Source organism: Sporomusa aerivorans (assembly GCF_041428895.1).
GTDB lineage: Bacteria > Bacillota > Negativicutes > Sporomusales > Sporomusaceae > Sporomusa > Sporomusa aerivorans.
The window spans coordinates 682,205-694,373 of record NZ_CP156926.1; the positions used below are offsets into that span (position 1 = coordinate 682,205).

Annotated in this window: 12 protein-coding genes; 11 read left to right on the top strand and 1 reads right to left on the bottom strand. The window is 46.6% G+C overall.

What is annotated here, in order from left to right:
* Nucleotides 1-189 precede the first annotated feature (189 nt).
* The 4 genes from SATMO3_RS03105 (at nucleotide 190) to SATMO3_RS03120 (ending at nucleotide 3,408) form a co-directional block, all read left to right on the top strand.
* Nucleotides 190-1,062 carry a sirohydrochlorin cobaltochelatase gene (locus SATMO3_RS03105; RefSeq protein WP_371377348.1) on the top strand — a complete coding sequence of 291 codons (873 nt, stop codon included), beginning with the start codon at nucleotides 190-192 and terminating at the stop codon, nucleotides 1,060-1,062.
* A gap of 94 nt (nucleotides 1,063-1,156) precedes the next feature.
* Nucleotides 1,157-1,936: an ABC transporter ATP-binding protein gene (locus tag SATMO3_RS03110; protein WP_371377351.1), complete on the top strand. Its 780-nt coding sequence runs from the start codon at nucleotides 1,157-1,159 to the stop codon at nucleotides 1,934-1,936.
* Nucleotides 1,936-2,673 (top strand): ABC transporter permease, encoded by a 738-nt coding sequence (locus tag SATMO3_RS03115; protein ID WP_371377354.1) that lies wholly within the window; start codon nucleotides 1,936-1,938, stop codon nucleotides 2,671-2,673. Before SATMO3_RS03110 ends, SATMO3_RS03115 begins: the two co-directional genes overlap by 1 nt.
* A 150-nt stretch (nucleotides 2,674-2,823) precedes the next feature.
* Nucleotides 2,824-3,408, top strand: a complete 585-nt coding sequence (locus SATMO3_RS03120; RefSeq protein WP_371377357.1) for a hypothetical protein — start codon at nucleotides 2,824-2,826, stop codon at nucleotides 3,406-3,408.
* A gap of 366 nt (nucleotides 3,409-3,774) precedes the next feature.
* Here the strand turns inward: SATMO3_RS03120 and SATMO3_RS03125 are convergent, their stop codons facing one another.
* Complete coding sequence (locus SATMO3_RS03125; protein WP_371377360.1) at nucleotides 3,775-4,575, bottom strand: acetoacetate decarboxylase family protein; 801 nt, start codon at nucleotides 4,573-4,575, stop codon at nucleotides 3,775-3,777.
* 823 nt (nucleotides 4,576-5,398) lie between these two features.
* Between SATMO3_RS03125 and SATMO3_RS03130 the strand changes: the two genes are divergently transcribed.
* The 7 genes from SATMO3_RS03130 (at nucleotide 5,399) to SATMO3_RS03160 (ending at nucleotide 12,120) form a co-directional block, all read left to right on the top strand.
* On the top strand, nucleotides 5,399-5,836 hold the full coding sequence (locus tag SATMO3_RS03130) for a 4Fe-4S dicluster domain-containing protein (RefSeq protein WP_371381664.1): 438 nt from the start codon (nucleotides 5,399-5,401) through the stop codon (nucleotides 5,834-5,836).
* A 10-nt stretch (nucleotides 5,837-5,846) separates the two neighbouring features.
* Nucleotides 5,847-7,484 carry a PucR family transcriptional regulator gene (locus SATMO3_RS03135; RefSeq protein ID WP_371377363.1) on the top strand — a complete coding sequence of 546 codons (1,638 nt, stop codon included), beginning with the start codon at nucleotides 5,847-5,849 and terminating at the stop codon, nucleotides 7,482-7,484.
* Between the two features lie 109 nt (nucleotides 7,485-7,593).
* Entirely contained in the window at nucleotides 7,594-7,923 is a 330-nt protein-coding gene (locus tag SATMO3_RS03140) for a hypothetical protein (protein ID WP_371377365.1), read from the top strand.
* Nucleotides 7,904-8,530 carry a molecular chaperone gene (locus SATMO3_RS03145; RefSeq protein WP_371377368.1) on the top strand — a complete coding sequence of 209 codons (627 nt, stop codon included), beginning with the start codon at nucleotides 7,904-7,906 and terminating at the stop codon, nucleotides 8,528-8,530. Before SATMO3_RS03140 ends, SATMO3_RS03145 begins: the two co-directional genes overlap by 20 nt.
* The gene (locus SATMO3_RS03150) at nucleotides 8,527-10,722 is read left to right on the top strand and encodes a molybdopterin-dependent oxidoreductase (protein WP_371377371.1); all 2,196 of its coding nucleotides are present in this window, start codon (nucleotides 8,527-8,529) and stop codon (nucleotides 10,720-10,722) included. Before SATMO3_RS03145 ends, SATMO3_RS03150 begins: the two co-directional genes overlap by 4 nt.
* 16 nt (nucleotides 10,723-10,738) lie before the next feature.
* Nucleotides 10,739-11,299, top strand: coding sequence for a 4Fe-4S dicluster domain-containing protein (locus SATMO3_RS03155; protein WP_371377374.1), 561 nt, complete (start codon nucleotides 10,739-10,741; stop codon nucleotides 11,297-11,299).
* Nucleotides 11,296-12,120: a dimethyl sulfoxide reductase anchor subunit family protein gene (locus tag SATMO3_RS03160; protein ID WP_371377377.1), complete on the top strand. Its 825-nt coding sequence runs from the start codon at nucleotides 11,296-11,298 to the stop codon at nucleotides 12,118-12,120. The genes SATMO3_RS03155 and SATMO3_RS03160 overlap by 4 nt, the downstream gene beginning before the upstream one ends.
* Nucleotides 12,121-12,169 lie beyond the last annotated feature (49 nt).

The window sequence follows — 12,169 nt, forward strand, 5'->3', positions numbered from 1 at the left end:
TGCATGGTCGGCGTAAGGAACGCACAATAGTAAGAAATATTGCAAACAACTTCCCTGGCCCTCGTGCTTCGAACTGCTTATTGAAAACGATTCTCGATGATGCTACAATATACATGGCGAAAACGTTGAGTACGGAATGTGCTATTAGGTGCAGAAAAATCAAAAGCAAGATGAATTGGAGGATTGACCATGGAGCAGACATTCGGGTCAGATGACAAACGGGCAATCTTAGTCGTTAGTTTCGGAACTACTTACCCCGATGCCCGTAAAGCCTGCATTGAAAGCGTAGAAGACAGAATGCGCGCCGCCTTCCCCGGCTATGAGGTGCGCCGCGCCTTTACCTCCCGCATAGTCATGCGCCGTTTGGCGGAGCGGGACGGCATCATTGTCGACAATGAGCGGCAGGCGCTGGACCGTCTGCTGGCAGAGGGCTTCAGCGAGGTTTACGTCCAGCCGCTGCATATCGTTGCCGGCGATGAATATGAAAAAATCCGCGGCATCGTCAGTGATTACGCTCATCTAAAAAAATTCCGCCGTCTGGAGTTGGGAAGGCCGCTGCTTTACTATATGGGGCAGGCAGAGCAGCCGGACGACTACCTGACGGTGATCCAGGCCCTCGATGTAACGACTGGCCCCGATGAGGCGGTAGTTTTCATGGGCCATGGCGGTTTTCACCCCGCCAACGCCGCTTACGCCGCCCTGCAGTTAAAACTGCAGGAGTCCGGCATAGAGAACGCATTTATTTATGTACTGGAAGGGTTTCCCGCGCTGCAGTGGGTAGTCGGGCAATTGCGGAGCGCCGGTGTCAGAAAAGTGCGGCTGCAGCCGTTTATGCTGGTAGCCGGCAGCCATGTCCGCAATGATATGGACGGAGACGGGGAAGACTCGGCTAAATCCATTTTGACCGCCGCCGGTTTTGACGTGGCGGTAAGATTGAACGGTCTGGGCGAAAACCCGGCGATTCAGGCTGTTTATGTCCGGCATATCAGGGACGCCATGGACAAGCCAGCCGACACGGCTGCACAGGATAAAAAAAGACTTGGCTTGTGTCAAGTCCTTTAGGACGACGGCAGAAGCCTTAGTCGTTCTTATGTCCACAGAATTTATCTAATAAATTCTGGTAGATTAATAAAAAGTAATATTGGGGAGAAGGACATTGCAACCAAAACCGATAGAAGTTTTTACTGCTGATCTGGCCTGCGCCCTGAGCCTGACCGGGGTGACAAAGCGCTACCGTGAACATACGCTGCTTGATAACATTTGCCTGAATGTGGCCGCCGGGCAGATTTTCGGCCTGTTGGGCCCAAACGGCGCGGGAAAAACCACGCTGATGAAAATTGTCGCCGGACTAGTGCGGCCGACTGCCGGCACGGTGACCATCTACGGTATGGACGCCGCCCAGCGGACCCAGCAACTGCGGCGGCTTGTCGGTATTGTGCCGCAGGACTCCAATCTGGAACGGGAACTGACTGTGACCGAGGCCCTGACTGTCTATGGCCGTTTATTTGGTCTGGAATCTTTGCACGAGCGGGTGGAGGAGACCATTGCCGCGTTTTCGCTGCAGGGAATGCGCCAGAAGCGGGTAGGCAGGCTGTCGGGCGGCATGATGCGCCGCGTTCTGATTGCCAGAGCGCTGCTGCCCAAGCCGCAATTGCTGCTGCTCGATGAGCCGACAGTAGGACTTGACCCCGATGTCAGGCAGGAAATCTGGCAGATCATTCAGGAATTGGCGGCATCAGGCAAGACAATGCTGCTGACGACACACTATATGGAAGAAGCGGCCAGGCTGTGCGCTCATATCGCGCTCCTCAAGGCAGGACGGCTGGCGCTGGTGGCAACACCTGAGGAAATCCAGCAGCGCTATGGCAGCGCCGCCAGCAATGAAGCAGCGCTGGAGGCATTGTTTATTCAATTGGCGAAGGGGGAAATCGACTGATGGGCTGGTATGCGGTATACTGCAGGGAAATGCTGCTGCTATGGAAAAAGATCGGCCGCATGGGTTATATTTTTCCCTCCATTATTTCACCTTTTATCTATTTCTTCGCGTTTGGCCTGGGGCTGGGCGGCAGAGTCAGCGTTGAAGGCGGCTATCTTCCCTTTCTTGCCAGCGGCATTATCGGCATGACGGTCATGACTAACGGCTTTCAGCAGACGGCTTCCTCCATCAGCGCCGGACGCCTGTATTTCCGCCATTTTCATAGCCTGGTTCTCAGCCCTGTGTCCCATGTTGCCGCCGCCTGGGGCGTAGTTTTGGCCGGCATAAGCCGCGCCGCCATCTTTGGCAGCTTGATTCTGATTGTCGGCTTCATTTCCTTTGGTATCGGCATCAAGAGCAGCGCCTGGTTCGCCGGCGTTTTGCTGGGCGGCTTCTGCTTTAGCTCACTGGGATTGGTTGTAGGCATGCTGGTCAGACAGGTGGATGATATCTCACTGGTAAACAGCTTTTTCATTACCCCGATGACCTTTTTCGGCGGCTCGTTTTTTCCTATACAAAACCTGCCCGCCTGGCTGAGCCTGTTAGCCGGATGGTTCCCGATCGGCGCGATCAATACCCTGCTGCGGGCCAATGCCTGGAGCGGCGAGGCAGTGGAGGCAGCGCTGATTTTGACCGGCCTGGGCAGCCTGTTTTTTGCCTGCGGTGTTTATCTCTATTCTCACTACAGCGAATATTGATGATAATAGACGAGGAAAAGACAAAATAGTGAATAGATGAGCCCCTGGCGTGTGCCGGGGGCTTGTTTTCTAATAAAAATATAAGGATTCGACATGTTTCTACAATATGATTTATTATAATTAATTTACTATAATAAATGGAGTGATGTTATGAAGAAACTGTCTATCGTTATGCTATTGTGTTTGATGGTCGCATTTTTTGGTGTTACTTCAGTATTTGCGGAAGAGCCAAGCACTCAGCCTGCTGGAAAGGCTAATATTGCCATAATTCCTTATATTAATTCCACAGAAGAAACTAAAGGGTACATACAGGAAGTCATTGATGCAAAATACACTGAGCAATATTCCAATAAAAATTTTCAAATTGTACCACAAATAGAAACTCAAAAGGCTCTAAACACTGCAGGCTTCGATGTGTCCAATAAAGAATTGCCTGAAAAAGATGTTTTTGCCGCAGTTGCCGAAAAAACTAACGCCGATTATGTAATTGCTATGGAAATATCGCAATTAAACACAACAAGACATATGAGCATGTTTCAGATGAAAGTGGTCACAAAAGCAAAATTACGGTATAAATTTTACAGTGCCAAAGATAGTAAGCTGGTTTCATTCCAAGTGACAGGCGCATCCGAAAATAAGACCGTGTTTGGAGATGTAGGCTATAGAGATCCCATTACCAAAGCATTGAATCAGGCTATGGATGAAGCCAATACAAAAATATTGAATAGCTTATAAAACCGGGGAAAACAGATAGAGGAAAATTGGGAACAGTTTTGGGAACACTGTTCCCAATTTTTTTAGAATCTGTAAAAGAAGTCCCTCTGCTGCTCATCAGAGGGACTAAGGGAAAGTTATCCTCAATACTAGGAAGAAAAAAGCAATTAGCTTCTAGGTACTATTATATCTCTAATTCGATATTAATTATTTGTTGACGATATATAAAAAATTGACTCTTCGAATCCTCCATAGATGTAGCCGGTGCGCCAGGAACGGCGCTACAACACGTCAAATGGCTAGACTTACGGGGATAAGCCAGCATGTAATTACCAGGCGTAAAGAACAATAAATTCATCAAAAGAACTGTCCCTTTGAGTCTCGTTATTACATTCCAGTCCTCAGGTCACAGAGATGAACCAAATCGTCCACGGTAAGGGCGAACGAAAAACGATATCCGGCAGTTACTGATACCGGTCGCAGATCGGGAAGCTCAAGGTAAGGGTGGTCGAATATACTCATCGTAGCCTCTCCTTTCCAAACAGGTGATATCTTTACATCGCGCGATTTTAGCTGGACAAGTTCGTGGACAGCCGGAAGGTCATGCTTTTCTGTGGCGAGCTCCGGAAAGTAACGCACATTTACTGCTGAGGCAAAACTAGGGGAAGGAAGAGAGGCAGCCAATTCGCTCAGCGTAACTTGAGCATCTATTAAACGGCGTTCCTTAACGGAGAGGGTAGCGCCGAACTTGCCACCCGGCCCTAGTATTGGGGCGGCTTTTGACGGAAGATCATAAGAACGAGTTATCCATGTGGAACCAATTTGTTTCGGCCAGCCCTGAACAAGCCCCCTCATCAGGGAAATATCCTGGTCGACCCAGATAAACGGGCAATAAGCCACAGGTAAACCTTTATATTCTGCGGATAATAGAATAATAGTTTCTCGGTACTGGCTACGAACAGGATCCAGATACTCTTCACCATTCTCACTGGTATACTGCCATTCTATAAAGTATGCCGCAGAGCGTCCTGAAGACAGCTCAAGGCCCTCCGGCATAAACGCTGCCGCTTCGACCGGGCTTGCTTCGAATTCTACGGCAAGAGCATTGCCGACATAGTGCCAAGGTGGTGTGGGGGCAAGACTTGATGTACCACGAGGTGTTCTTGGCAGGGTATATCCTTTCAGCATTTTTGCTATCCCTCCTTTTTTAAAATCATAGCATACAGCCTCTAAAGGTGTATTGTAAAAAATTGACGACGCCATTCTCGGCGTCGTCAATTCAACAAAGCTTCTGATATTTTTCAGGTGTCACGCCTGTGTGGCTCCTGGAAGCATCACGGGGACGGTTCGTTTGATGGCATAAGACCATATTGGATTAAAGAGTATGCGTTGGTACTTGGTGTAAACATTACTTATAGGGTGAGAGTCAAAGTTAGACATAGGTGTGCAATCACAGATGCGTAATTACAAGTTTAGAGGCGTGCCTCTGAAAATATCCAACGGCTCTCCCCACTTGGTGATGAGCACATTAATATTATGGGCCGATATTCGTTCACATTACTGGTAGAAGTTGCTCTCTCGGGCAGCTTCAGGCACTTAGGAAGACATAAGGGACGTTCCTGTTTTGGCTATTGTCTTTATAATAGTATGAATCAAGAGAACCGTCCCTTTGAGTCGTCTGTTCCTTTGAGTTGTCCGCTGCGGAACTAAAAATGACAGATACTAGTCGAGAATCCTGCAATATGAAAGCATTGCAGGATTTTCGACTTTTCCCCGGGAAATGTATGGGGTATAAGCGCAGCAGGGAGGCTGGCCGTTGACAATGGGGAGCATTATATTTAGGTGGAAATAGTAAAAGACTAATCGTGCAGCTGCATCTTATAGGGGAGGTGCTCTTTTGCAGAAACAGCTGGGCTTTCTTGTAGACCTAGGTAAGTGTGTTGGCTGCAGGGGGTGCGAAGTAGCCTGCAGCAACAAGCATCAACTGGATCATTTGCAATATCGTCGCGTAATGAACATTAATAAAGAAAATCAAGTGCTGGGTTTTTTGTCCTTAGCCTGTAATCATTGTATAAACCCGGAATGCATCCGGGTGTGTAAAGAAAAATGCTTTTATAAGCGGCGAGATGGTGTAGTACTCTATAATTCCCAGCGCTGCAGTGGCTGCCAACGCTGTATAGGAGCATGCCCCTTTCAAGCGCCTAAAGTGAATCCACGGACGAAAAAGATAAGTAAGTGTGACTTTTGTTTCAAACAACTGGATCAAGGTCTGGAACCAACCTGTGTAGCATCCTGTATCGTGGGTGCACTGCAAGTCATTGATATTATGCAGCCTATACCCGTGTATGCTCAGGAAACATTACCAGACTTTTCGATTATACAGTTTACCAAACCGTCGATACGGATTATTTTACCAAAGAAGCCTCAATGTTTTTGGCGGAAAGGTTAGGTGAAATAAGATGCCTCCGTTTTGTACCGTACAAGAATTGATGATAATTGATCCTGTTCGGCAGGCGACCATCGTTGGTGGCTGGGCTGGGCGGGAAAATCGAATTTCTCAAGTGGTCACGGCAGTTCCTCTGTTAGCTGCCAGCGACCTTACTAATTACTTAGTTATAATTCGTCAGGAGAGTCAGGCACAGGATACGGAAGCGACATTGCAGACCTATCTTCATTCTGGGGCAGCGGCGATTTTATTCCTTGGGCCAGAGACAGTACTGCTTCCATGTCTGGCAGCTATAGCTGAGGAGCGGCAGATGCCCTTGCTGGCTATTGGGCAGTCACTTGAGGAGCAGGAATTTATTTTCGCCTTAGAATTAGCGATTGCGCTAAAGGAAGGAAACCGGTTGATCCATTTTGCAGAGTATAGCGACATGAGCCAGCTGGCTCATGTCGGGACAGACTTGCCGCCTTTGCTTACTAAACTAGCTGTCTATTTGCGAAATCCCGTTGTGTTGGTGAATCCGGTATTTCATATTATAAGTTCGAGCACGGATGAGAAACTGTTAGACCACATAGAACGGGAACAATTAACTAGATTGGCGCGGCTTCAGCACTACCGATGCAAGGCAGGTAAACTTTTTGCCAAACCCTACCGGAGTAAGCTGGAAAATTCCAATGGTGGCAGTGTAAGCTGCTGGGTCAATCCCTTGTTGGGGAATGAACAACTCTATGGCTACTTGTTAGTTTTTGATATTTCTAACCATCTAAATCCATTGGATATATGCCGCATCAAGGAAATAGGAATTTTTAGTTTGCAGGTGCTCGCTCATCGCAAAATAATTGAAGATACGGAGAAGAAATATCAAGATCACTTTCTGTATGATCTTCTCTATAATAATTTTGTAACCGAAGAAAGCCTGATACAACGCGCCCGGCACTGGAACTGGGATTTTAGTAAGCCACAGCAAATTTTGATTATGGAACCGGATGATTTGCACTTGCTGACTAATAAATCCAGAATGCTGAGGAATTTACAGCTGAATGTGGAGGATTTTCTGCAGCATAAATACCGACAAGTAATTGTCACGGAGCAGCAGGGACAAATTGTGATAATTATTGGAGATGCGAATGAGGGTAAGCTGGCAAAACAGCAATGGAAGTCTCTGGGTAAATCTTTACAAGTTTATATGCAGGAGATTAGTACAGATGTTACCTTTTCCGTTGGTATTGGCAAGTTTTATACCACGATTGCTGATCTGTGCCGCAGTTATCAGGAAGCTAAACATGCCCTGGACTTGGGGCGGTTTATCCGGGAAAAGGGCCATGTCACTCATTTTGAAGAGTTAGGAATCATCCGTCTATTGTCACATATGAGCCTGGAGCAGCTTGATGATTATTATAAAGAGTATTTAGCAGTACTTATTGAATATGATGAAAAAAATGATACTAATTTTATCGAAACGCTGCATGTTTATTTTCAGCAAAATGGGGATTTAAACCTGACAGCAGAAAAGCTGTTTCAGCACGCCAATACCTTACGGTACCGTTTGAAAAAGATTGAAGAACTCTTAGAAACAGACTTAAAGCAATTAGAGAATCGCATCAATCTTTCTGTGGCCTGTAAAATCTTCAAAATGCGCAAAACCAACCTCTGAGGTTGGTTTTGTTTTTTTCTACAATAACAATCAAAATATTTAGAGAAATCTACAAAAATGCCACCTTCTTTATTATATATAATGAAATTAAGATTAAAAGATAGTGGAGGTGGAGGGGTTGTTACGAAACAACCGATTGTATGTAGGTGTATTTTTATTTGCTATCACTATATTGTGTAGCGCCTGTGGGGCAATGGTCCACTCTAAAGCTTCCCAGACCGTTCAGCCAGACAGCGGCACCCAGAACCAAAACTATCAGGGTGTTGCCCAGCCTGCTGTGCCGAAGACACTGAAATTGTCAGAAGTAGAGCGGAAAAATGGCATTCAGAAGTTTCCGATTCTATCCAGCACCGGACAGCCCTTGACGCCTGAGGTGCAAGTAACCCATACGCTGCCAACAGAAAGGCCGGTGGATGTAAATGTCAAACCGCACCTTTGATCGAAGAATGGATCTTGCCAAGCGCTATTCCCTATATTCACTATTTAGGCAGTACTATCAGGGAGAATGGGAATTGGCCAGACAGGCTGCAGAAACGATTCAACAATACGTACCTGTAAAAGACATTCCTTCCTCTCAACAGGATCATCATTTGGATGAGGCAGCTCTCTTTGAATATAACCGTTTATTTGTAGGACCAGCAAAATTACTTGCTCCTCCCTATGAAAGTGCCTACCGGAATGCCCAGGGCTTGGTTATGCAGGAAGAAACCTTAGCGGTACGCCGGTTTTATCTTCAGGAAGGTATTGAAGTCAGTAATAAAAATGCAATTCCTGATGATCACCTGGGATTAGAATTCGAATTTATCTGTTACTTATTATCCCGGGAAGGGGAAGGCCTGCAAGCTGATGATAGCAGCACTGCGAATCGTTATGCAGCGTTATATCAGGAATTTTGTCAGCAGCACATTCTATCCTGGGTCAATCGGCACTGCGATGATATATTGGCACATGGCAGAACAGGGCTATGCCGTAATAACGCGGTTGCGTTAATTCAGTTCTTACAGAAGGAAGAAGCTAACTTTTTGTCTAAGGAGGAATTTGCTTGAAACAGAAAAGTTTAGTAAGCAGGCGTACATTTTTAAAAGGAGCAGCCGCTACAGTTGCCACTGTGAGTTTTGGCGGTACATTCCTTGATTTTCTTTTCTCAGGACTTAGTCCGGCAGTGGCCGCCGAAAATAGCACGGTTGAATTATTTCGTAGTGCCTGTCCACGGAACTGCTATGATACTTGCGCTATCCTATCCACTGTGCAGGATGGTGTTTTGAAAAAAGTTGCGGGTGATCCTGCCAGCACCTATACCCGGGGTAGGTTATGCGCCAAGGGCTTTAGTTACACCCGCAGCGTATATAGTCCGGACCGCATCAAATATCCCATGCGTCAGATTGGCCGGGGGTCAGGTAATTGGCAGCGGATTAGCTGGGATGAGGCTTACACTGAAATTGCCCAGAATATGCTGCGTCTCAAAAGAGAATATGGCAGTACTCTGCCCATCTGTTTGAATAAGTACTCTGGCAACTTTGACATCATGCACTATGGCATCGAAGGAATGTTAACCAGTATTGGCAATACTACCAGGGCTACCGGAACACCTTGCTGGCCCGCGGGAATCGATGCTCAGACTTTTGATTTTGGCACGATCGTTTGTAATGATCCTGAGGATATTGTGAATTCGAAATATCTAATTATTTGGGGTGCCAATCCGGCATGGTGTTCTGTTCATTCTATGTATTTTGTGAAAGCGGCACAGCAGCGGGGCTGTAAGGTTGTAGTCATCGATCCGATTTTGACCCAAACAGCATCTAAGGCAGATCTGTATATTCAGATTAAGTCCAGCACAGATGGCGCCCTTGCTTTGGGCATGGCCCGCTACATCTTAGATCATAATCTGTATGATGGGGAATGGCTGGCGAAAAACAGCAAAGGGGCAGAAGAGTTTTTCAGCTATCTTAACAATAACATTACCTTAGAATGGGCCGCAGAAAAAACAGGGATTCCCCAGCATATCATAGAGATGCTGGCTCGTGAATATGCAACAACCAAACCCGCCAATATTTGGATTGGCTATGGTATGCAGCGGCATACCAACGGGGGACAGAACGTCAGGGCCATTGATGCCCTGGCGGCTATAACTGGCAATATTGGTAAATCGGGAGGCGGTGCCCAATATGCCCAACTGGAGACCTGGGGATTTAAATACCATGCCATGTCACAAACCAAACCTGCTAACAGCGGCGGCAAAGAAGACCGGGCAATCAATATTAATAATTTTGGTGCGGAGGTACTAAATGCCCAGGATCCGCCCATTAAAATGCTGTGGATTGCCTGCCGGGGGCCCATGACGCAAGATCCTGAAACCGCAGTGGTCAAGAAGGCTTTTGAAGGGATGGATTTAGTGGTAACAGCGGATTTATACATGACTCCCACGGTAGAAATGTCCGATATCGTTTTACCTGTAACCACAGCCTTTGAGACTCCGGGAGTAAATGTATCTTACTGGCATTATTGGCTGAGTCTTAATGAACAAGCGATTAAGCCTATGTACGAAAGTAAAAACGATATTACCATTGCCATGGAGCTGTCAGCTAAGCTGAATGAGCTGGAGCAAGGTTCCTGTACGTTCCCTACATCAGGTGATTTGCAAGAATGGGTAGGCAAAGAATTTAGTGAAGGTATCTATAAACAATTTGGTATCCAGGACTGGCAACAGTTAAAAAAAGGTCCGGTGAAGGCTAAAGGCGGCTTGATTGCCTGGCAGGACAGTAAATTCAAAACTCCTTCCGGTAAATACGAACTATGGTCGACTGAGGCAGAAAAGTATGGTCATTTCCCCTTGCCCGTTTATGTGGAAGAAATGCAGTCTACTGAAAAGTATCCTCTGCGCTGCATTACACCCCACTGGAAACTCAGCATTCACAGCCAGTTTCAAAACCTAGACTGGATGGCTGCTGTCAATAATGAACCACATATTGAAATTCACCCTAAGGTTGCAGCCAAGTATCATATCAAAGACAACGACTCCGTAAAAATGTTTAATGATATCGGCTACATCATGCTGCCTGCTAAAATCACGGAAACGGTTTCACCTGATGTAGTAGCCGTCTATGAAACCTGGTATAAAAATAAAAAATTCAATGTCAACTATACTGTGAAGGCTATCCCGGCAGACATGGGGAAAAAAGCCACGGGAGCACCGGGGATTGCCTTTCATGATAACTTCGTTGCCATTCAAAAAGTGTAATGAGGAGGGATGAGCAGTGGCAAAAAAGATAGGATTTTTGGTGAACAGCGATCGCTGCATCGGCTGTCATGCCTGTGAACTGGCTTGTAAAAATGAATATCAGCAAGAACCGGAAATTCGCTGGCGAAAAGTATATCCACTTAAGGAAAACAGCTGCGGGGGTTTTGCCAGAGAATTTGCCTCCCTTGCCTGTAACCACTGTGAGGACCCGGCTTGCCTAAAAGCTTGTCCGGTAATTGCGTATACGAAGCGGGAAGATGGCATTGTCATGCATAGCAAGGAACGCTGCATCGGTTGCAAAAGCTGTATGCTGGCCTGCCCTTATAAAGTTCCCGAATTTAATCAGAAAACAAAAAAAGTGGAAAAGTGTCATATGTGTGCAGCACGGCAGGATAGAGGAGAAAAACCAGCTTGCGTCGCGGGCTGTCCCATGGAAGCAATCTCGGTTATTGACATAACAGATGATGTAGCTGGAGCCGAACGAGCATTGCCCGGTTTTCCCAATGTTGCCATTACCAATCCTACAACCCGGTTTATTAAACCTGTCGTAGGGCAACAAGTAAGGAGGGATGCATGATGGGGGAATGGGCACTCGTCTTATTTACTGTTCTCTCCCAAATGGCTGCGGGAGCTTTTGTCTCCCTGTGGGTGGTAGATACCGTAAAGGGAAATATGAAAGAGACAACCGGGACATTTGTTTCTCAGGGGATTGTATTAGCTATGGGGCTTGGACTGCTGGCTTCTTTAGGGCATTTAGGGCATCCTTTGGAATCATATCGAGCCTCTGCGCATTTCGGTACTTCCTGGTTAAGCCGTGAAGTGGTTCTATTCGGGCTATTCTTTGGTTTGACGGTGGTCAACTATTGGCAATGGCGTACGGGGAGAGCACGACGATTGGTGGGTATCATCGGTTCCGTTGTTGCCCTGTTGGCAGTACCTACCTCGGGAATGGTATATGCTTTAGCAGCAATTCCCGCCTGGAATAATTTTGGACCAATTTTCTTCTTCTTACTGACGGCATTTACCTTAGGTCCTTTATATACTGCCGTGCTGCTAACGGCAAAGCAGTACAGTTTAGGGAAAGGTCTGTTTCAATTTGTTATGGCAACGCTGGCTTGTAGTTGTATGAGTTTTGCTTTATACCTGTCTTTATTGATAAGTGCCGGTGATGTTGCAGCGCTTACGGGGTGGAATACGATGTTAAGCATAATCTTCTGGCTGCGTTTGCTTATAGGATGGATAGCCCCGCTTGGTATTTTGGGCTACGTCCTCGCACGGCAGCAGTGGCATATTTCCCGATATGTGATCCTGGTATTTGCCTTGGTATTCATTGGCGAATTATTAGGCAGAGAACTATTTTATGGTTCGGCGGTTTCCCTTACTGTGTTTGGTCTGTAAAACAAACCCAGGAAATGTATAAAGGAGATTAGGCGGCGGTCATTGAATA

Excerpts from the sequence above, each read along its gene's own strand:
- SATMO3_RS03105 (WP_371377348.1), top strand. The coding sequence starts at position 190 with ATGGAGCAGACATTCGGGTCAGATGACAAACGGGCAATCTTAGTCGTT.
- SATMO3_RS03115 (WP_371377354.1), top strand. The coding sequence starts at position 1,936 with ATGGGCTGGTATGCGGTATACTGCAGGGAAATGCTGCTGCTATGGAAA.
- SATMO3_RS03120 (WP_371377357.1), top strand. The coding sequence starts at position 2,824 with ATGAAGAAACTGTCTATCGTTATGCTATTGTGTTTGATGGTCGCATTT.
- SATMO3_RS03125 (WP_371377360.1), bottom strand. The coding sequence starts at position 4,575 with ATGCTGAAAGGATATACCCTGCCAAGAACACCTCGTGGTACATCAAGT.
- SATMO3_RS03130 (WP_371381664.1), top strand. The coding sequence starts at position 5,399 with ATGAACATTAATAAAGAAAATCAAGTGCTGGGTTTTTTGTCCTTAGCC.
- SATMO3_RS03135 (WP_371377363.1), top strand. The coding sequence starts at position 5,847 with ATGCCTCCGTTTTGTACCGTACAAGAATTGATGATAATTGATCCTGTT.
- SATMO3_RS03145 (WP_371377368.1), top strand. The coding sequence starts at position 7,904 with ATGTCAAACCGCACCTTTGATCGAAGAATGGATCTTGCCAAGCGCTAT.
- SATMO3_RS03160 (WP_371377377.1), top strand. The coding sequence starts at position 11,296 with ATGATGGGGGAATGGGCACTCGTCTTATTTACTGTTCTCTCCCAAATG.